This is a genomic window from Verticiella alkaliphila (assembly GCF_018904615.1).
Lineage (GTDB): Bacteria > Pseudomonadota > Gammaproteobacteria > Burkholderiales > Burkholderiaceae_B > Verticiella > Verticiella alkaliphila.
Genome location: NZ_JADCNH010000046.1, coordinates 1 through 18,137, shown reverse-complemented (window position 1 = coordinate 18,137; position 18,137 = coordinate 1). Strand labels below are relative to the sequence as shown.

Genomic DNA, 18,137 nt, shown 5'->3' with positions numbered 1-18,137 from the left:
GGCGCCTGTCGGCGTGAGCGGGCGTGCTTGCCGCGCTCAGGACTCGGCGACCAGCGTGCGCAGCGTGCCCGTCAGGGCTTCGGTACTGCCCGGCGCATCGATATTGGTGACGAGATAGCGCACCGCTCCACTGCGATCGAACACGAACACGCCCTTGCTGTGATTGACGTCGTAGTTCGGATTGCTGGGGTCTGCGGGCTTGAGGATCTCGAACGACACGCGATAGCGACGGGCCAGATCGGCAATCTGCCGCGGTGTCCCGGTCAATCCGAGCGCGCTCTCCTGGTCGAACGCCTTCACGTAGCGCTCTAAAAGTTCGGGCGTGTCCCGGTGTGGATCCACGCTGATGAAGAGGATGCGCACGTCGCGCGCATCGTCGCCCAGCGCCTGGAGCACCTGGGCCAGTCGGGCCATCGTGGTCGGGCAAACGTCGGGGCAGTTGGCATAGCCGAAGAACACCAGCGGGATGGTGCCGCGCACGAGATCCTGCGTCACGGTCTCGCCGCCGGCGCGCGAGAGCTCGAAGTTCAGGTCGGGCAGGCGATTCTTCACAGCCACCACCGGTTGGTGCGCGGGATCCTCACAGGCGGCCAGCGTCAGCGCGGCCGCGGCCGCCAGCACCGCACCGGATACGAAGCGACGCAGACCGGGCAGCCGCGCGGCCATGCGCTCAGCTCGCCCGACGGCGAAGGCCGTCGAGCAGGACTTTACAGACGGCGTCGTTCATGTCCGCTGGCGCGAGCGCCCTTCGTGGGCGGCTTCGGCGGCGGCGTGCAGCAGGCCGCCCAAGGCATCGACCATCCACCGCGCGGAGATGTCCACGCGAAAGAGGCCGTCTTCCTGGCCCCGCTGGAACACGGCGGTGAGCTTGCTGCGGTCGCGTTCCCACTCGCACTCGAGCGCATGGTTCAGGTCGGTGGCGTCACGCAGGAAGAGATAGAAGCTGGTGTTGGGCGTGAGGGCCTGGACGAGGCGCATGATCACCTTGTCGGCAGGGCCCGTGTCCAGATCCAGCTTGGCAAACGTCTTGGTGCAGGCACCGACGGCATGCTCGGAGAGCTCACGAATGAGATCATCGCGCGAGGACACGAGGCGGTGCAGCGTCGCACGGCTTACACCGAGCGCAGCCGCCAGATCCTCCATGGAGGCTCGGGGATTGCGCACCAGGGCATCGACCAGGGTTCGAAGCGAGGCTTCACGTTCGGGAGTCATACGCTCGTCTCATTTGAAACGGCATTGTATCACCCTTACGGGCGGTAGGCCTTTTCGAGCTCCGTGGCCAGGTCGGCCACCGAGGCTGCGTAGAAGTAGCTGCGGTTGTATTGCGTGATGACGAAGAAGTTGGGCGTGCCCACGCGGTGCTCCACCGTGCCGGCCGGATCGTTGGGCAGATTGACCACGCCCAGCTTGTGCTCGGACCAGCGCAACGTGCCATCGTCGCCCAGGCCGCCCGAGACCACGCCGGCCGTGGGCGGCCGGCTCAGCTGGGCGCCCGCATTGGTGAGCTGTTGCCAGGACAGGGTCGGTGCCAGGCCCCCTTCGACGAGGGTGGCCGCATTGCCCGGCAGACGCACCGGCGCGAACACGGGCTGACCGCGCTGCCAGCCATGGCCGGCGAGGTAGTTCGCCACGGAGAAGATCGCGTCATCGGTGTTGCCGATGAGATCCGGCAGGCCGCCGCGGCCATTGGCCGTCACGGCGTAGTTGCGCAGGCTGGTCGGCATGAACTGCGGCATGCCCATGGCGCCGGCATAGGAGCCGCGCAGGGATTCGGGTGCCACGCCCTGGCTGATGGTGGCGGCCAGGTACTCCGCGAGCTCGCCGCGGAAGTAATCGCTGCGGTCGCGCTCGGGGGTGGCCGGGAACGAGAAGGCCAGCGTGTACAGCGCGTCCAGGATGCGGAAGTTGCCCATGTTGCGGCCATACACCGTCTCCACTCCGATGATGGCAACGATGACAGCGGCGGGTACGCCATACGTCTGTTCGGCGCGCGCCAGCGTGGCCGCGTTCTCCTGCCAGAAGCGCAGACCGCCGCGGATCCGGATCGGCTCGACGAAGCGCGCCCGATAGCCGGGCCAGCTGCGCTGGCGCACGCCCGTGGTGGCTGCCGGCGCCATGAGGCGGGAGACGGTGGCGTTGTAGCGGGCATTGGCCAGGGCAGACTGCACGGCGGCCAGCGGAAGGCCGCGCTCTTCGGCGAGCGCCCGGGCAAAGCTGGCTTCGGCGGCCGGCAGGGCGGCCGGGGCCGTAGGCGCTGCGGGAGGACGGGGCGCAGCAGCAACCCGGGCGCGCAGATCATCTATGACGTCAAGTGCAGCCGCTTCGTGGCGCAAGAGGTCAAGGCCGCCGGCGGCGTGCCGCTGATGTGGCGCACGGGCCATTCGCTCATCAAGGCCAAGCTGAAGGAGACGGGTGCTCCGCTGGCTGGCGAGATGAGTGGCCACACCTTCTTTAAGGAGCGCTGGTTCGGCTTCGACGACGGTCTCTACAGCGGCGCGCGCCTGCTGGAGATCCTGTCGCGCCACGACGATCCGTCGGCGGTGCTCGAGGCTTTGCCGCAGGCCGTATCCACCCCCGAGCTCAAGCTCGATACGGAAGAGGGTGGCCAGTTCGCGCTCGTGGCTGCGCTGCAGCGCGAAGCCCAGTTTGCCACCGCGCGCGAAGTCATCACCATCGATGGCGTGCGCGTGGAATACGCAGACGGCTTCGGTCTGGCCCGTCCATCCAACACCACGCCCGTCGTCGTGCTGCGCTTCGAAGCCGATGACGACGCTGCGCTCGCCCGCATCCAGGACGAGTTCCGGACCCAGATCCTGCGGGTCGCCCCTGACGCGGAGCTGCCATTTTGACCGGATACTCGCAAACCCCCGAGTGGTTGGCGTTCGCCAAGGCGGCGCGTGCCGCCGATAGCCGGGCCAGCCAGGTCCGTGTCCTGGATGCCGCCGGCTTGAAAGTGGACGTGAGCGCGCAGCGCATGTCGCCGGAACTGGACGCGGCGGCCAAGGTGCTGCTGGACAAGCGCGGCTTCGACGAAGCCCGCAAGGCGTTGTTCGCCGGCGACAAGGTCAACAACACCGAAGCGCGTGCCGCCTGGCACACCGTGCTGCGGGATCCGGCGCCCCCGCCCGCCGTGGCGCTCGAGCGTGAGCGCGTGCGTGCCTTCGTGCAGCGCGCCGATACCGAGCGCCGCTGGCGCAACATCGTGCACATCGGTATCGGTGGCAGCGACTGGGGTCCGCGCCTGGCCGTGAGCGCCTTCGGCTACACCGGCCGCTGGCGCGAGATCCGTTTCGTCGCCAACGTCGATGGCCACGCCATCGAGGGCGGCCTGGCCGGGCTGGATCCGCACGACACGCTGGTCGTGGTGTCGTCCAAGTCCTTCACCACCACCGAGACACTCTACAACGCCGAGCGCGCGCTCGCCTGGCTGCGCTCCGGCGAGCTGGACGATCCGTATCAGCACATCGTCGCCGTCACGGCCAATCCGCAGAAGGCCATCGCCTGGGGCGTGCCCGAGGCCCACGTGTTCCGCTTCTGGGACTGGGTGGGCGGCCGGTATTCGCTGTGGTCGTCCATCAACCTGCCCGTGGCGCTGTCGGTGGGTTCGGAAGTCGTCGCCGGCATGCACTCCGGTGCTGCGGAAATGGACGCACATTTCCGCCAGGCGGATTGGCAGAACAACGCGCCCGTGCAGCTCGCGCTGGCGGGCGTGGTCAACCGCAGCGTGCTGGGCTATGCCTCGCAGGCCGTGGTGCCCTACGACACGCGGCTCTTCTACCTGGTGTCCTATCTGCAGCAGCTGGAGATGGAGTCGCTCGGCAAATCCGTGGATCGCAACGGCAATCCCGTCGACATGCCCACGGGCCCGGCGGTGTGGGGCATGCCCGGCACCGATGCGCAGCACACGTTCTTCCAGTGGCTGCACCAGGGCAGCGATGGCGCCCCGGTGGATTTCCTGGTCTGCCGCCATGCCGATCACCATTGGCCCGAACACCATCGTCAGCTGCTCGCCAACTGTCTGGCCCAGCGCGCCGCGCTGCTGCGTGCCAAGACGGTCGAAGAAGCCAGCGCGGGCGACGGCGATTCGCTCGCCGTGCACAAGGCCACCTCGGGCGGCGCCCGTCCAATCTCATCGTGCTGCCGCGTCTGACGCCGCATGCGCTGGGCGCGCTGCTCGCGATGTACGAGCACAAGGTGTTCGTGCAGAGCGTGATCTGGGGCATCAATGCCTTCGATCAGTGGGGCGTGGAGTACGGCAAGGTGATGGCGTCGGGCATGGCGCGCGAGCTTGCGGGCGACAAGTCCGAAGCTGGCGAGCACGACGCCTCCACGGCCTACTGGCTGCAACGCCTGGCGGCCAAGCCCGCATCATGATCGCTGGGGCTGGCGCGGCACGAGGAGTGCCGCGATGACGCAGCGCATCCTGGTGGTGCGCACCACCTCCATGGGCGATCTCATCCACACGCTACCCGCGGTGTCGGACATGGCGGCCCACCTGCCCGGCGTGCGGGTGGATTGGGTCGCCGAGCAGCCCTTTGCCGAGATCCCCAGCTGGCATCCCGCCGTCGATCAGATCATTCCCGTGGCGCTGCGGCGCTGGCGCAAGGCGTGGTTTTCTGCGCCGGTGCGCGCCGAGCGCGCGGAGTACCTGCGGCAGTTGCAGGCGCGCCGCTACGACGCCGTCATCGATCTGCAGGGCCTGATCAAGTCCGCGGCCCTGGTCGCCATACGCGCCCGCGGGCCCCGGCACGGTCTCGATTGGCATTCGGCGCGTGAGCCTTTGGCCAGCATTTTCTATGGTCACCGCCATCGCGTCGCGCCCTTGCAGGCGGCCGTGACGCGCTATCGCACGTTGGCCGGGCTCGCGCTGGGCTACGTGCCCGAGGGGCCGCCCGATTTCGCGCTGCAAAGCCTCGCGGGCGCTCCCGCGCCCGTGACGCTCGCGGACGGCACGGTCTGGGATCCCTCCCTGACACGTGCTCGATTTGCCGCGATCATGCCGTCGGCGAGCCGGGACACCAAGCTCTGGCCAGAGGCCGACTGGCAGGCCGTTCTGCGTCAGCTGGCCGGCGCAGGCGTGCGTCCGATGCTGTTCGCGGGCAACGACGAAGAGCGCGCGCGAGCCGAGGCCATCGCGCATGGCGTCGACGGCGCCTGCGTACTGCCTCGCATGCCGCTTGCGCAGACGGCGCGCGTGCTGGGCGCTGCGCGCCTCACGGTGGGCCTGGACAGTGGCATCACCCACCTCTCGGCGGCGCTGGGGCTGCCGACCGTGGGCATCTACTGCGCCACGCCGGTGGTGCGCACACCACTGACCGGCGCGGGATTCTGCGCGAGCCTGGGCGATCGCGGACGTCCGCCGACGCTCGCCGAGGTGCAGGCCGCCGTTGACACGGCGCTGGCGGCTGACACGCCGTGCGCGGTGTCTGCAGCGCCCGGCAAGACCGTACCGGACGCGTCCGAGGTCCGGGCCGCGTCATGATTCGCACGCTCTATACGGGGCTGCTGGCCCTGGCCGCGCCGCTCTTCTGGCTCGGCCTGCGCCGCCGGGCACGCCGCGAGGGCGGGGCGTGGGACATCCTCGGGCCAGGCCGCTTCGGCCGGTATCCTGGGCTCTCGGCGCCGGTCCCTGGGCGCCTGTGGATCCATGCCGTGAGCCTGGGCGAGACGCGCGCGGCCAAGCCGCTCATCGATGGCCTGCTCGCCGCGGGCACGCCGCTGCTCATCACCCACGCCACGGCCACGGCGCGCGAGGAGTGCGCGCGCCTCTTCGCACCGGCCATCGCCCAAGGGCGCCTCGAACTGGCTTGGCTGCCGTACGATTTTCCGCGCGCCATGGCCGGCTTTCTCACGCATTTTCGACCTTGTGCGGGCGTGCTCATCGAGCGCGAGATCTGGCCCAACCTGGTGGCTGCCGCGCGTGCCGCAGAGGTGCCGCTGGTGCTGGTGAGTGCCCGCCTGTCGGCGCGCTCGGCGCGCGGCATGGCGCGTCTGCGTCCTCTGATGCGCCCGGCCTTCGCGGGCCTCGATCAGGTGCTGGCCCAGACCCAGGCCGATGCGCGCCGCATCGCTGCCCTCGGTGCGTCGCGGGTCAGCGTCATGGGCAATCTCAAGTTCGACGTCAGCCCGGCTGACGCCCTGCAGGAGCGCGGCCGCCGCTGGCGGGCGGCCTGGGGGCGCCCGGTGCTGATGTTCGCCAGCACCCGCGATGGCGAGGAGGCGCGCTTTCTCGCCGCCGTCCAAGACACGCTGGATCTGCCCGGCAACCCGCTCTTTCTGCTGGTGCCCCGGCATCCGGAACGTTTCGATGACGTTGCCGCGCAGCTTGCCCATGCTGGCCTGGCTTTCGCCCGGCGCAGCCGCATGGCCGAGCCGGCTGCGGTGGCACCCGATACGCGGTGGCTGCTGGGCGACAGCGTCGGCGAAATGGCCGCCTATTACGCCGCGTCCGATGTGGCCATCATCGGTGGCAGCTTTGCGGATTTCGGTGGACAGAACCTGGTCGAGGCCAGTGCGGCCGGGCTCCCCGTCATCGTGGGGCCGTCGACCCGGAATTTCGCGCAGGCCGTGGAGGATGCGCTGGCTGCCGGCGCAGCGCGCCAGGTCGAGGATGCCGCCGCGGCCGTGCAGCTTGCTTTGGCCTGGCTGGACAATCCCGCCGAGCGCCTCGCGCTGCGGGATGCCGCACGCACCTTCGTGGCCGCGCACCGTGGTGCCACCCAAGTGGCGCTCGCTGCGCTGCAGCCCTACTTGCGTCACCCGGACGCGCGTTGAGAGCGCTGGCTGGGCCCAGTTCGTCGAGCGACGTCGAGCAAGAGGCGCTCACGCCAGCACCGCCCCGATGTCCATCTCGCGCAGCAGCTCGGCGGTTGCCTGGGCGAGACGGGTGCCTGGGCGTTTGGCGGGTATCGCCAACACCAAGTCATTGAGAATCTCGGGCTCGACGATACGCGCCATGCGCAGCATTTGCGGCGCAGCACCGGCGACGGCGGAGCGGGGCAGCACGGCATAGGCTTGACCGCGCGCGGCAAGTTCTCGGATCGTGCCGACCGCATCGACTTCGGCCACCACGTTCAACCCCACACCCTGGCCTCGACAGGTGCGTTCGAGCAGACTGCGGATCGCGTTGGGAGGGCTCGGCACCACGAGCGGATACTGCGCGAGCTTTGCCACGGGCACGCTGCGCGGCAGGCGGGGCGCCAGCGCGGGCGAGCCCGCCAGGACGAGCGGCTCGCGATACAACGACTCGAAGGTGAGCTGCGGTGAGGGCGCAGGGTCGTACAACACGGCGAGTTCCAGACGCTCGGCGAGCAATGATTCGCGCAGCTGGGCGCTCAGGCCTTCGGCCACGCTGATCGCGGCACGTGGAAACCGTTCGCGAAAGCGCCCGATGAGCGAGGGGGTGATGGCCTGTGCCACGCGCGCTGGCAACCCGATCACAACCTTGCCCACGGTATCTCCGCCGCGGTCGCGCACGTCGGCCAGCGCCCGATCCGCCATGTCGAGCAATGCCTTGCCGTGGCCCAGCAGACGCTGCCCGGCCTCGGTCGGCTCCACGCCTCGGCCGTTGCGCACCAGCAAGTGCGTGCCCACCTCGGCTTCCAGCAGCTGGACCTGGCGCGAGAGTGAAGGTTGAGAGACGCCGAGGAGCTCTGCCGCGCGAGAGAAACTGCGCTGTTCGGCGACACGGACGAAGTAGAGCATCTGGCGCAATTCCACGGGGCAAGTGTTCCGTCCTAGTGAAGATATAGCGGGATGCTATATCAGAAATCCAAGCTATAGCGTTGCTGGCCGCCATCACGACAGCCATGATGGGGACATGACAGCCACACCCATCGCGGACTGCCGTCCCCCGCACCCGACACCCTCCTTGCCCGCCCAACGCCCGCCACAGGGCAGCTGGGACTGTCATTGCCACGTATTTGGTCCCCATGATCGCTTTCCGTACGACGCGCAACGCCGGTATACGCCGCCGGATGCACCCGCCGAGCGTCTGATCGCGCTGCACCGGCACCTGGGGTTCGAGCACGCGGTGCTAGTGCAGGCGGCCTGCCATGGCTTCGATCATGCCGCCTTGCTCGATGCGATTGTGGCAAGCGAGGGTCGCTATCGCGGTGTGGCCTTGCTGCCGGACGACGCCGATGATGCCCTCGTGCGCCGCTTGCATGCGGGCGGCGTGCGTGCCGCGCGATTGAACTTCGTCCGTCATCTGGGCGAGCCGCCGAGCGTTGCCCAGCTGCACGCGACCGCTGCGCGTATCGCGCCGTTTGGCTGGCATTTGTGCCTGCATATCGATGGCGAGGGTTTGCTCGAATGGTTGCCAGAGCTGCGCCGCCTGCCGTTGCCGTTCGTCGTCGATCACGTGGCCCGCGTGCAGTCGGCGGGCGGCGTGGACCAGCCTGCCATGCGCGCACTGCTTGCTCTGGCCGACCTGCCCAACGCCTGGGTGAAGGTATCGGCGATCGATCGGGTGGCCGCAGGTGTGTGGCCCTATCACGCGGGGCTGCCATTCGTGCAGGCTGTCCTGCAGGCCATGCCGGATCGCACCCTCTGGGGTACGGACTGGCCGCATCCGAACATCCAGGGCGACATGCCTGACGACGGGCAACTTGTCGATCTCTTCGCGCAGGCCTGCCCGGATGCGGGGATACGCCGACGGGTTCTCGTCGACAACCCCAAGGTGCTGTACGACTGAGCTGAGCCCGAATCCACAACAATTTCTGGAGACATGACCATGCCACGCCTTGCCCTGCCTTTGCTCCTGGCTGTTGCCAGTGCTTCCTTGTCCGGCGCTTCGCTCGCCGCCGAACCGGTCCGCCTGGTGGTGGCCTTCACGCCCGGTGGTCCCGTCGACACCGTGGCCCGCAGCCTGTCCGAGCCGCTCGGCAAGGTGCTCGGACGCACGGTCATCGTTGAGAACCGCCCGGGGGCCAACGGCAATATTGCGGCGAGCTACGTTGCCAAGGCGCCCGCGGATGGCAACACGCTTTTTCTGACGAGCGTCGGTGCCGTGGCCATCAGCCCTGCGCTGTACACCAATCTGCCCTATGACCCTGCGAATGACTTCGCGCCGGTGAGCCGGGTCGTCAACAACGCCACCGTCTTCGTGGTGGGGGCGAGCAACCCGGCGACGGATGCGACGGATTTCGTGGCGCGCGCCCAGGCGGCCGGCCAACCGCCTGCCATCGGCTCCTCCGGCGTCGGCAGCATCCCGCACCTCGCGTTGGAGATGTTCCGGGACAGTACGCAGGCCCCACTGATGCACGTTCCCTACAAGGGCGCCTCGCAAGTCGTGGCTGACGTGATCGGCGGTCACGCCGCGGGCTTCTTCGGCGATCTTCCCGGCGTGATCGGGCAGATCCAGGCGGGAACGCTCAAGCCGCTCGGCCTGGCGAGTGCGCAGCAACAAGCGGCTTTGCCTGGCGTGCGCACGCTCGCTGAGCAAGGCATCGCGGGGGTCGAGTCCAACAACTGGTATGCCCTGCTTGCGCCTGCAGGTACCTCGGCAGAGACCGTGGCTGCGCTCAACAAGGCCGTGCGTGAATCGTTGGCGGATCCAGCCGTGAAGTCCCGACTGGAGGCCTTCGGTGCGGAAGTGGCCCCGTCCTCACCCGAGGAACTCGCCGCGCTCATCGAGGCCGACCGGCGCAAATGGACGGACCTCATCACCCGCAAGAACATCCAGCCTTGAACGCAAGGAAGCCGTCATGACGCCATCGCGCCTCGCCCCCATCCCTCCCGGCAGCCGTCCTGAACTCGCCGCTGCCGAGGCCCGAATCGTGGCCACCCGCGGGCGGGTCTCACCGCTATATCAGGTGCTGCTGCACAGCCCCGTCGTCGCCGAGGGCTGGGAGGCGTTGCTCACCGCGATCCGGCAGAAGACGGCCGTGCCCGCCGACCTGCGCGAACTCGTCATCCTGCGCGTGGCGATGCTCAACGGCGCGCCCTACGAATTCGAAGCGCACGTGCCGCATGCCCTGGCAGCGGGTCTGCCGGCCGGCTTGATCGACGCCGTGCGGGCCGCCGGAGATGGCCCGCTGACTGGCCTCGAGCCCCCGCAGGCCGAGATCCTGGCGCTGACCGATGCGATGACCCGCGGGATCGAAGTGCCTGACGCGGTCTATGCCCCGCTGGCGGCCCGCTATGGCCACGGCACGCAGCTGGAGATCGTGGCCACCGTGGCCGCCTACAACATGGTGTCGCGCCTTCTCGTGGCGCTGCGCCTGTCGCATTGAGGACGTCGGCATGATCGCATGGCAAGGGTTGATTCGCTTTCCTGGGGTACTGCTGGATCCCGTGCTCGCGCGCGACTGGGCTGCGACGCTCGCAGGTAGCGCTGGCCCGGCACGCGTGCTGCACGGGGCAGATGCGCCGATCACGTACCTGCGCATATCGCTGCAGGGATCGATGCCGGCGGCCACGCTCGCGGACTGGACGGACGCGGCGCGCACCATGCGCCGTGACGCCGAGGTGGCGCTTCTGCGTGGCACGACGGATCTGCCGGGAGCGAGCGCCGGGCAGCCGGCCGCCTGGCACTACATCGTGGAGACCGATGTCGCACAAGCGGTGGAGTCCGAGCTCGATGCCTGGTACGAGACCGAACACCTGCCGGGGCTCGCCGCGGTGCCCGGTACGGTGCGCGCCCAGCGGTTCATCGATGAGACAGGCTCGCCGCGCCATCACGCATGCTACGACCTTCACACACGCGAGACGTTCGGGAGCCCGCCGTGGCTCGCCGTGCGCGCGACCGCCTGGAGCGATCAGGTACGACCGCACTTTCGTCACACCCGGCGCACGATGTTTCGGGTCGTGGCGTAACACGCAAGGTGATGCGAAGACTGCGACACGCGGTCCGTCAAAGCTCGACAGCGACGCGAACGAGCGGCCGCGTCTGGGGTGATCAGGCCGCCGTGCCGCGCGCCAACGCCTGCTGCCAGGCGGCATAGAGGCGCTGCCAGCCGGCCTCGCCCGCGGGGCCGCCGATCTTGTTCAGTGAACGGCGCAGCCGCTGCAGGTTGCTTTCGCCGACCTTGGCATTGTGCGCGCCCTGCGAGCCGCGATCGAAATCGATGAGCCAGAGTCGCTCGTCGGCGTCGACGAGGATGTTGTGGGCATTCAGATCGGCATGATCGACACCGACGAGGTGAAAGCGCGCAATCATGGCCCCCGCGGCATCCCAGGGGGCCACATGCATGTTCCGGGCGAGCCGCCCGGCGAGCGATTCGGCATTCGGGATGCGCGCCGTGAGCAGGGCCTGGCGGTAAGTGACGCCTTGGCGCCACCAGCCGGCGGCCAGCGGTGCAGGCACGGGCAACTGCTGGGCATGCAGGGCGCGCAGCAGGCGGTACTCACGCACGCAGCGCGTGCTTTCCACGCCTTGCCAGACGTAGCGATCATGCACGAGCCGGCCAAAGAGCCCGCCGCGGCGATACCGTCGCAGCACGGCGTCGCCGGCGTCCCCCGTCACGAACCACGCCGAACCGCGGCCGCCCTCGGCGCCCACGGGATGTGCGCGTTCGCCGTAGGCCTCGGGGCGCAGCCAGTCCAGACGGCCGTGGGCACCGAGGCGGCCGGCGTCCCAGAGCAAGCCGGCGGGCGGGCTGTCGGCCGAGGCGGGCAGCCGGGTGAGGCGATCGTCTGCCTGGAACGCCATCAGCGGGGCTGCCCGAGCGGGGAAGGAGACGCGTGGCGACTCATGGACGGGCTGCCCCGGAGAGCGGCACGGGACGCAGCAGGCGATTCAGGCTGTCGAGATCGGATTCGGTGAGCTGGCCGGCTGCAGCCTTCAGGCGCAGGCCAGCCATCAGCGTGTTGTAGCGGGCGCTGGCCAGATCGCGTTGCGTGGCAAAGAGCTGCTGCTGGGCATTGAGCACGTCCAGATTGATGCGCACGCCCACTTCGTAACCCGTGCGGTTGGCCTGCAGGGCCCGTCGGCTGGACTCTTCCGCGGCTTCGAGCGCCCGGATCTGCGCGAGGCCCGTGTTCACGCCGAGGAAGGCCTCGCGGGTGCCGCGCACGGCTTCGCGGCGGGCGTTCTCGTAATCGTAGCGGGCCTGCTGCTCGCGGGCGACGGTCTCGTTCACGCGGGAGGAGACGAGCCCGCCGGTGTAGATCGGGATGGCCACCTGCACGCCGATGCTGCCGCTGCGGCTGCGCTGGCGTCCGTCGCTCACGCCACCTGCCGCGACCGTGCCTTGCGGGAGGTAGCGGCCATCCGCATAGCCATAGCTGCCGACGAGGGAGACTTCCGGCAGGTGGCCGGCACGGGCGATCTCGATCTGCTTGCCCGCCACTGCCGTGGCCACCTGCGCCTGGACGACGCCGAGATTCTGGGCTTCGGCCTGCTCGATCCAGGCTTCGACCCGCGCCGGCTGCGGCGGGGGGGCCGGGGTCCCGGGGGGCAGTTCGGCCAGGGTGCCGGCCGGCTGGCCGATGATCTTCTCCAGGCTGTCGCGGCGCACGCGCAGCGTGTTCTCGGCCTGCAGCAGCTGCGCCTGGATGAGGTCGTAGCGCGCCTGGGCTTCGTAGGTGTCCGTGATGGTGGCCGTGCCGATCTCGAAATTGCGCTTGGCGGCTTCGAGCTGCTCGGCGATGGCGCTCTGCTCGGCTTCCAGCGCGGTGAGCGCATCCTGCGCGGCGAGGATGTCGAAGTAGGCCTGCGACAGGCGCAGCAGCAGGTCCTGGTAGGCCACCTGCAGCTGGAGCTCGGTGAGCGTGACGCCGAGCTTGGCCGCCTCGTACGTCTGCCAGCTCGTCCAGTCGAACAGCGGCTGCGACAGCGAGAGCTGGTAGTTGTAGGCGTCGTTGTGGGTGTTGCGTCGCGGCAGTTCGTTGGTGAACCGCGTGCGCGTATCGGTATAGGTGGCGCTGCCACCGGCCGTGACCCAGGGCAGCAGATTGGCGCGGGCCTGGGGCAGGCGCTCCAGCCCCGCGGTGTAGCCGGCGCGAGCGCTCGCGAAGACCGGATCGGAACCGAGGGCGGCCTGATAGGCCTGCCAGAGTGTCAGGGCATGGGCCCCGGCCGCAGGATCAGCGCTGCGCCCACGAGGGCCGCAGACAGCCAGCGGCCGCGCGGCCGTATCGGGGAGGATCCTGCCGGGCGAGCGCGCATGGGCGGCCTAGAAGCGGAACTTCGAGGCGGTCACGCCATGCAGCGGGCGGATCACGGTCTCGAAGAGATCGGTGGTTTCGAAGGTGGCGGCGCTGGTGCGCGTGATGCGCTTGACGGTCATGACGGGCTCCGTGCCCACGACGATGACCAGGCGGCCATTGACGCGCAACTGGTACTTCAAGCCGTCCGGCACGCTTTCCGGCACGGAGCCCGTGACGAGGATGGCGTCGTATTCATTGGAGCCCCAGCCATTGTGGCCATCACCCGTTTCGACGTGGACGTTGGTCACGCCGTTGCGCTGCAGATTCTGGGCGGCAAAAGCGGCCAGGCGGGGATTGATCTCCACCGAGGTGACCTGATAGGCATGGTAGGCCAGCAGGGCAGCCTGATAGCCAGAACCGGTGCCGATCTCGAGCACGCTTTCGGTATGGGCGAGCGACAGGGCTTCGACCAGGCGAGCCTCGAGCTTGGGCGTGAGCATGGTTTCGCCCGTGTCCGTGCCATCGAGGCGCAGCGGGATTTCGACGTCCGAGAACGCGAGCGCGCGCATGGCAGGGGTCACGAACTGCTCGCGCCGCACCGCGAAGAGGGATTCGAGCACGGCCAGATCGAGCACGCCGGCAGGCCGGATCTGCTGTTCGACCATGTTAAAGCGGGCGGTTTCGATATCGGGGAGGGTAGCGGCGTTCATCGGCATTCCGGCAAAAAACGGCAGGGCAGGGCCCGAGCGCAAAGGCGCGCACATCGAGCGGACCCTCAGACAACCCGGCATTTTACCGGGTTGGGCATCGTATAGTGTGAGGTTTGTTCCCCAGTGCATCGCAGCCGCATGAAAATCGAGCCTTCCGCGCCCGCCGGGCGTGCCGCCTGCCACACGCTCAGCATCGCCGGCGTGGACCCCTCTGGCGGTGCCGGTGTCCTTGCCGACGTCAAGACCATGAGCGCCCTCGGTGCCTACGCCTGCGGGGTCATTGCCGCGCTGACGGCGCAGAGCACGCAGGGCGTGACGGGCATCCATCCCGTGCCGCCCGAGTTCGTGAAGCTGCAGATCGACACGCTCTTTGCCGACATGCGCATCGATGCCGTCAAGCTCGGCATGCTGGGCCAGGCACCAGTGATCGGCGCCGTGGCGGAATCGCTGGCGCGGCACAAGCCCGAGCACCTGGTGCTCGACCCTGTCATGGTGGCCAAGAGCGGGCACGCGCTGCTCGAGGATTCCGCCGTGGGGGCGATGCGCGAGGCCATCCTGCCGATGGCGTCGATGATCACGCCCAATCTGCCCGAGGCCGGTGTGCTGCTGGGCCAGCGTGGGGTGGAGACGGTGTCGGAGATGCGTCGCGTGGCCGAGCGCCTGCGCGAGGCGATGGGCACGCATGGCCACCGCTGGGTGCTGCTCAAGGGGGGGCATCTGCCGGGCGACGTGGCGCTCGACTTGCTGCACGACGGCGACCGCATGATCGAGCTCGCCGTGCCCAAGCTCAATACGCGCAACACGCACGGCACGGGCTGCACCCTGTCATCCGCCCTGGCCGCGCTCCTGCCGCAACGCGGCAGCGTGCCGGAGGCGGCGCGCGACGCCAAACGCTATCTGACCGAAGCGCTCGCCCAGGCCGACCGCCTGGCCATCGGCAAGGGCCAGGGCCCGCTGCATCACTTCTATCGGTGGTGGTGAGGGGCAGTCCAGACACGCTGACGTGAAACGAGCCCCTCAATGAGGGGCTCGTTGATTGCCGTGGTGCGCCTAGCCGTTGACCGGTTCGGGCGCGCCGCCCAGGGCCACCAGCGGCGCCACAGCAGCGCGAGGCGATTGCGGTTGTCGAGCAGCAGCAATGCCGAGAGCGCGGCGCCCAGCACGAGCAGATTGGGCACGAGGGCCGTGACCCAGGGCGCCCAGCCATAGAGCATGCCGGCGTTCAAGGCGAGCTGGTTCATCATGAAGAAGGTGACGCCGGCGAGGATGCCGAGGAACACCTTGCCGCCCACGCCGCCGCGCCGCGTGTGCATGACGCTGATGGGCGCCGCGATGGCGATCATGATGAAGAGCGTGAAGGGATAGATCGCCTTGCGCCACATGGCCACGACCTGGCGGTCCGTGACGAGCTGGTTCTCATCCAGATAATCGATGTAGCGCCAGAGATTCACCATCGACATGCGCTCGGGCGTGAGCACGCGCGCCAGCAGCAGTTCCTGCGTGAGGCCAGTGCTGAGTGTGATGCTGGGCGCCTCGGACACCTGGATCGGGCTGTCGCTCGTGGGCTTGCCATCGGCAAGCGCCTGGGTCGCTCCCGCCACGATCTCGGTGGACGCTGTCTGGCTCAGCACGAACTGACCTTCCTCGAAGCGGCCTTGCTCGGCGCGAATGAGCGCCCGCATGTGCTGCCGATCCGTGAATTCGTAGACGGTCACGCCGCGCACGTTGCCGCTGGGCAGCAGGGTGGCGACGTTGATGACACGCTCGCCGCCCTCGGTGCGCTCCTTGAACCAGTACCCGCTTTCGAGGCGCCCGCCGCTGCCGGTGCGTCCGAGCAGGCTCAGATTGGCCTCGCTCAGGCGGATCTCGGTGGCCGGCACGACGAATTCGGCCAGGAGCACGGCGCCCAGCACCAGCGGTAGCGCGATGCGCCAGAGCATGCGCAGCAGTCCCGCAGCGCTCACCCCGGAGACGCGCAGGATGACGAGCTCGTGCCGCTGGGCGAGGCCCGCGAGCGCGAGAATGGAACCGATCAGAAGGCCGATGGGCAGCAGGTCATACAGCCGCGTCGGCATGTCCAGCAGTTCGAGCCAAAGCAGGTGGATCAGGCGAAAGTCGCCACCCACGCGGTCGAGCTTGTCCACCAGGGAGAAGAAGGTGAACAGCCCGACCAGCGCGAGCACCACCACCACGCAGGAGCGATAGATCTCCCGCGCGATGTAGCGACGCGCGGTTTTCACACTGTGAGCCCGTGGTACTTGCGGCCGATGGCGACGGTGGCAGCGAACAGACCCGTCTTGTTGCCGCAATCGTAGCGGGTGCCTTCGTAGCGGTGGGCGAACACCTTGCGCTCGCTGAGCAGCGCAGCGATGCCGTCGGTGAGCTGGATCTCGCCGCCCACGCCTTGTTGCGTGCGACGCAGGCAATCGAAGATCTGCGGTTCGAGCACGTAGCGGCCCACCACGGCGAGGTTGGACGGCGCGTTCTCGGGCTTGGGCTTCTCGACGATGCTCGAGACCTGCTCCGTACGCTCACCCACGGGCTCGCTCGCCACGATGCCGTACTTGTCGGTCTCGTTGCGCGGCACTTCCTGCACGCCCACCACGCTGCCGCCCTGGGCATGCGCGGCCTGGATCAGCTGGCGCGTGACGGCGACGTCGGCGTCGATCAGGTCATCGGCCAGCAGCACGGCGAAGGGCTCGTCACCCACCACCGGCGCGGCGCACAGCACCGCGTGGCCCAGGCCGAGCGCGGCCGGCTGGCGAACGAAGATGCAGTTCACGTGCGCCGGAATGATGTTGCGCACGGCATTGAGCAGTTCGTGCTTGTTCTTGGCGAGCAGCTCGTTCTCGAGTTCCGGGGCGGCGTCGAAGTGATCTTCGATCGCGCGCTTGTTGCGCCCCGTGATGAAGATGAGGTCGGTCACACCGGCGGCCACTGCCTCTTCGACGGCATACTGGATCAGCGGCTTGTCGACCACCGGCAGCATTTCCTTCGGGCTGGCCTTGGTCGCAGGAAGGAAACGCGTCCCCAGACCGGCGACGGGGAATACAGCTTTGCGTACGGGTTTCATGGCGTGTCTGGAATAGTTGGGTGATCGTTCGTGAATGTCACGGCGCACGGGAAGACCCCGTCGATGCTACGCGACGTGCATTGTCGCAGAACGCGCCTTAGCAAGGCACATACCTGTATTACGGAATGTTGACTTGGCGCATGCGGCTCGTGAGGGTGGTGGTGCGGGCATTCAGATACCGGGTGGCGCCTCGGTCATCATAGAAGCGCGGGTTGGGCAGCATCGCCGCGAGCTGGGCGGCCTGGCGCGGGCCGAGCGAGGCAGCATCGGTGCGGAAGTGGTGTCGTGCCGCCGCCTGGGCGCCGAAGACGCCATTGCCCCACTCGGCGACGTTCAGATACAGCTCGAGGATGCGCTGCTTGCTCATGACGTGCTCGATCATCCAGGTGATGACGAGCTCCTGGCCCTTGCGCAGGTAAGAGCGCGAGTTCGACAGGAAAAGGTTCTTCGCGAGCTGCTGGCTGATCGTCGAGCCGCCGCGCATGACCCCGCGCGGGGCACGCTCGCCGGCTTCGGCCGCCGCAGCGCGCCGCTCGCGCAAATCCTGGTTGTGTTCCCAGGCCGCGCGCACGGCGTCCCACTCCACCCCGGTGTGGTTCATGAAGTTGGCGTCCTCGGCCGCCACGACGGCGCGCTTGAGCGACGTGTTGATGCTGGCGTAATCGACCCAGTCGTAGCGCAGCTCGGCCTGGGGATTCTCGCGCTGCAGATCCGCCATGGCGGCGCGCATGACCGGCGTGGAGCGCGGCGGGTTGTAGTTGTACCAGACCACCTTGCAGAAGAAATAGAACTGCGTGAGCAGCACGAACGCCGCCACGGCCATCATTGCGCCGAGGATGAGTCGCGGCCAGGAGGTGGCCGCAAGGCGCGCCTGGAGCGGCGTCGATTTGCGGGCAGGACGCCGGCTGGCCATGGGCTCAGCCCCCTGCGGCCAGCTGCGCGCGCAGATGCGCGATCACCGGGGCTGTGTCCGGCCGCACGCCGTGCCACAGGAAGAAGCTCTCGGCGGCCTGCTCCACGAGCATGCCCAGGCCATCCGCGGTGGCCGCGCCTGCCGCCTGGGCGGCCTGCATGAAGGGCGTGGGCCGGCTGCCGTACACCATGTCGTAGGCCCACGCGCCCGGCGCATAGATGCCCTCGGGCAGGTCGGGCGCGGTGTCCTGAAGGCCGGAGGCGGTGGCGTTGATGACGACGGTCCACCCGCCCGGGCGCGCGGCGCCGGCCAGGTCGCTCGCGGTGAGCGGCGTGCCGCGCTGGCCCAG

17 protein-coding genes and 3 pseudogenes are annotated in these 18,137 nt (G+C 68.7%); 9 read left to right on the top strand and 11 right to left on the bottom strand.

The window, feature by feature from the left end; genetic code table 11:
* Positions 1-36 precede the first annotated feature (36 nt).
* Genes IMZ29_RS19765 through mltB form a run of 3 tightly spaced genes read right to left on the bottom strand, consistent with a single transcriptional unit; the run spans position 37 to position 2,333 of the window.
* A complete protein-coding gene (locus IMZ29_RS19765) occupies positions 37-666 on the bottom strand; it encodes an SCO family protein (RefSeq protein WP_216187340.1) in 630 nt (209 codons plus the stop codon).
* A 57-nt stretch (positions 667-723) separates the two neighbouring features.
* Positions 724-1,212: a TetR/AcrR family transcriptional regulator gene (locus tag IMZ29_RS19760; protein WP_216187338.1), complete on the bottom strand. Its 489-nt coding sequence runs from the start codon at positions 1,210-1,212 to the stop codon at positions 724-726.
* A 35-nt stretch (positions 1,213-1,247) separates the two neighbouring features.
* Complete coding sequence (gene mltB / locus IMZ29_RS19755) at positions 1,248-2,333, bottom strand: lytic murein transglycosylase B (protein ID WP_253207299.1); 1,086 nt, start codon at positions 2,331-2,333, stop codon at positions 1,248-1,250.
* On the opposite strand from mltB, the pseudogene IMZ29_RS19750 reads away from it, so the two are divergent.
* The 4 genes and pseudogenes from IMZ29_RS19750 to IMZ29_RS19735 form a co-directional block, all read left to right on the top strand.
* Positions 2,274-2,849 (top strand): annotated as a pseudogene (locus IMZ29_RS19750) (phosphohexomutase domain-containing protein); the annotation flags it as partial. The gene mltB and the pseudogene IMZ29_RS19750 overlap by 60 nt on opposite strands.
* Positions 2,843-4,374 (top strand): annotated as a pseudogene (gene pgi, locus IMZ29_RS19745) (glucose-6-phosphate isomerase). The pseudogenes IMZ29_RS19750 and pgi, both read left to right, overlap by 7 nt.
* Before the next feature lie 34 nt (positions 4,375-4,408).
* On the top strand, positions 4,409-5,482 hold the full coding sequence (waaC, locus tag IMZ29_RS19740; RefSeq protein WP_216187334.1) for a lipopolysaccharide heptosyltransferase I: 1,074 nt from the start codon (positions 4,409-4,411) through the stop codon (positions 5,480-5,482).
* Positions 5,479-6,774 carry a 3-deoxy-D-manno-octulosonic acid transferase gene (locus IMZ29_RS19735; RefSeq protein WP_216187332.1) on the top strand — a complete coding sequence of 432 codons (1,296 nt, stop codon included), beginning with the start codon at positions 5,479-5,481 and terminating at the stop codon, positions 6,772-6,774. The genes waaC and IMZ29_RS19735 overlap by 4 nt, the downstream gene beginning before the upstream one ends.
* A gap of 48 nt (positions 6,775-6,822) precedes the next feature.
* Here IMZ29_RS19735 and IMZ29_RS19730 read toward each other — a convergent pair whose 3' ends face one another.
* Positions 6,823-7,704, bottom strand: a complete 882-nt coding sequence (locus IMZ29_RS19730) for a LysR family transcriptional regulator (protein ID WP_253207293.1) — start codon at positions 7,702-7,704, stop codon at positions 6,823-6,825.
* A gap of 115 nt (positions 7,705-7,819) precedes the next feature.
* Here IMZ29_RS19730 and IMZ29_RS19725 point away from each other — a divergent pair, with 115 nt between their 5' ends.
* From IMZ29_RS19725 to IMZ29_RS19710, 4 genes are read left to right on the top strand one after another with little or no spacing between them, the layout of a single operon-like run.
* Positions 7,820-8,695 (top strand): amidohydrolase family protein, encoded by an 876-nt coding sequence (locus tag IMZ29_RS19725; RefSeq protein ID WP_216187328.1) that lies wholly within the window; start codon positions 7,820-7,822, stop codon positions 8,693-8,695.
* A 33-nt stretch (positions 8,696-8,728) separates the two neighbouring features.
* A complete protein-coding gene (locus IMZ29_RS19720) occupies positions 8,729-9,691 on the top strand; it encodes a Bug family tripartite tricarboxylate transporter substrate binding protein (protein WP_371820367.1) in 963 nt (320 codons plus the stop codon).
* Between the two features lie 16 nt (positions 9,692-9,707).
* Positions 9,708-10,235 (top strand): carboxymuconolactone decarboxylase family protein, encoded by a 528-nt coding sequence (locus tag IMZ29_RS19715; protein WP_216187324.1) that lies wholly within the window; start codon positions 9,708-9,710, stop codon positions 10,233-10,235.
* 10 nt (positions 10,236-10,245) lie between these two features.
* Positions 10,246-10,818: a DUF4286 family protein gene (locus IMZ29_RS19710; protein ID WP_216187323.1), complete on the top strand. Its 573-nt coding sequence runs from the start codon at positions 10,246-10,248 to the stop codon at positions 10,816-10,818.
* An 82-nt stretch (positions 10,819-10,900) separates the two neighbouring features.
* Here the strand turns inward: IMZ29_RS19710 and IMZ29_RS19705 are convergent, their stop codons facing one another.
* From IMZ29_RS19705 to IMZ29_RS19695, 3 genes are read right to left on the bottom strand one after another with little or no spacing between them, the layout of a single operon-like run.
* Positions 10,901-11,653 carry a 3-deoxy-D-manno-octulosonic acid kinase gene (locus tag IMZ29_RS19705; protein ID WP_216187321.1) on the bottom strand — a complete coding sequence of 251 codons (753 nt, stop codon included), beginning with the start codon at positions 11,651-11,653 and terminating at the stop codon, positions 10,901-10,903.
* 40 nt (positions 11,654-11,693) lie between these two features.
* Entirely contained in the window at positions 11,694-13,064 is a 1,371-nt protein-coding gene (locus IMZ29_RS19700) for a TolC family outer membrane protein (RefSeq protein WP_216187369.1), read from the bottom strand.
* 54 nt (positions 13,065-13,118) lie between these two features.
* Positions 13,119-13,802: a protein-L-isoaspartate O-methyltransferase family protein gene (locus IMZ29_RS19695; RefSeq protein WP_216187319.1), complete on the bottom strand. Its 684-nt coding sequence runs from the start codon at positions 13,800-13,802 to the stop codon at positions 13,119-13,121.
* 138 nt (positions 13,803-13,940) lie between these two features.
* Between IMZ29_RS19695 and thiD the strand changes: the two genes are divergently transcribed.
* The gene (gene thiD / locus IMZ29_RS19690; protein ID WP_216187317.1) at positions 13,941-14,783 is read left to right on the top strand and encodes a bifunctional hydroxymethylpyrimidine kinase/phosphomethylpyrimidine kinase; all 843 of its coding nucleotides are present in this window, start codon (positions 13,941-13,943) and stop codon (positions 14,781-14,783) included.
* On the opposite strand, the gene lptG is transcribed toward thiD, so the two are convergent.
* From lptG to aroE, 4 genes and pseudogenes are all read right to left on the bottom strand, one after another.
* Complete coding sequence (gene lptG / locus IMZ29_RS19685; protein ID WP_216187315.1) at positions 14,768-16,042, bottom strand: LPS export ABC transporter permease LptG; 1,275 nt, start codon at positions 16,040-16,042, stop codon at positions 14,768-14,770. The two genes, thiD and lptG, sit on opposite strands and share 16 nt — an antisense overlap.
* On the bottom strand, positions 16,039-16,875 hold the full coding sequence (gene galU / locus IMZ29_RS19680) for a UTP--glucose-1-phosphate uridylyltransferase GalU (RefSeq protein WP_216187313.1): 837 nt from the start codon (positions 16,873-16,875) through the stop codon (positions 16,039-16,041). Before galU ends, lptG begins: the two co-directional genes overlap by 4 nt.
* Before the next feature lie 118 nt (positions 16,876-16,993).
* Positions 16,994-17,788 carry a monofunctional biosynthetic peptidoglycan transglycosylase gene (gene mtgA / locus IMZ29_RS19675; protein ID WP_216187311.1) on the bottom strand — a complete coding sequence of 265 codons (795 nt, stop codon included), beginning with the start codon at positions 17,786-17,788 and terminating at the stop codon, positions 16,994-16,996.
* Positions 17,789-17,792: 4 nt separating this feature from the next.
* A pseudogene (gene aroE, locus IMZ29_RS19670) lies at positions 17,793-18,137 on the bottom strand (shikimate dehydrogenase); the annotation flags it as partial.

Coding starts and splice junctions, on each gene's coding strand:
- IMZ29_RS19765 (WP_216187340.1), bottom strand. CDS start 666: ATGGCCGCGCGGCTGCCCGGTCTGCGTCGCTTCGTATCCGGTGCGGTG.
- IMZ29_RS19760 (WP_216187338.1), bottom strand. CDS start 1,212: ATGACTCCCGAACGTGAAGCCTCGCTTCGAACCCTGGTCGATGCCCTG.
- waaC (WP_216187334.1), top strand. CDS start 4,409: ATGACGCAGCGCATCCTGGTGGTGCGCACCACCTCCATGGGCGATCTC.
- IMZ29_RS19735 (WP_216187332.1), top strand. CDS start 5,479: ATGATTCGCACGCTCTATACGGGGCTGCTGGCCCTGGCCGCGCCGCTC.
- IMZ29_RS19730 (WP_253207293.1), bottom strand. CDS start 7,704: ATGCTCTACTTCGTCCGTGTCGCCGAACAGCGCAGTTTCTCTCGCGCG.
- IMZ29_RS19725 (WP_216187328.1), top strand. CDS start 7,820: ATGACAGCCACACCCATCGCGGACTGCCGTCCCCCGCACCCGACACCC.
- IMZ29_RS19720 (WP_371820367.1), top strand. CDS start 8,729: ATGACCATGCCACGCCTTGCCCTGCCTTTGCTCCTGGCTGTTGCCAGT.
- IMZ29_RS19715 (WP_216187324.1), top strand. CDS start 9,708: ATGACGCCATCGCGCCTCGCCCCCATCCCTCCCGGCAGCCGTCCTGAA.
- IMZ29_RS19710 (WP_216187323.1), top strand. CDS start 10,246: ATGATCGCATGGCAAGGGTTGATTCGCTTTCCTGGGGTACTGCTGGAT.
- IMZ29_RS19705 (WP_216187321.1), bottom strand. CDS start 11,653: ATGGCGTTCCAGGCAGACGATCGCCTCACCCGGCTGCCCGCCTCGGCC.
- IMZ29_RS19695 (WP_216187319.1), bottom strand. CDS start 13,802: ATGAACGCCGCTACCCTCCCCGATATCGAAACCGCCCGCTTTAACATG.
- thiD (WP_216187317.1), top strand. CDS start 13,941: ATGAAAATCGAGCCTTCCGCGCCCGCCGGGCGTGCCGCCTGCCACACG.
- galU (WP_216187313.1), bottom strand. CDS start 16,875: ATGAAACCCGTACGCAAAGCTGTATTCCCCGTCGCCGGTCTGGGGACG.
- mtgA (WP_216187311.1), bottom strand. CDS start 17,788: ATGGCCAGCCGGCGTCCTGCCCGCAAATCGACGCCGCTCCAGGCGCGC.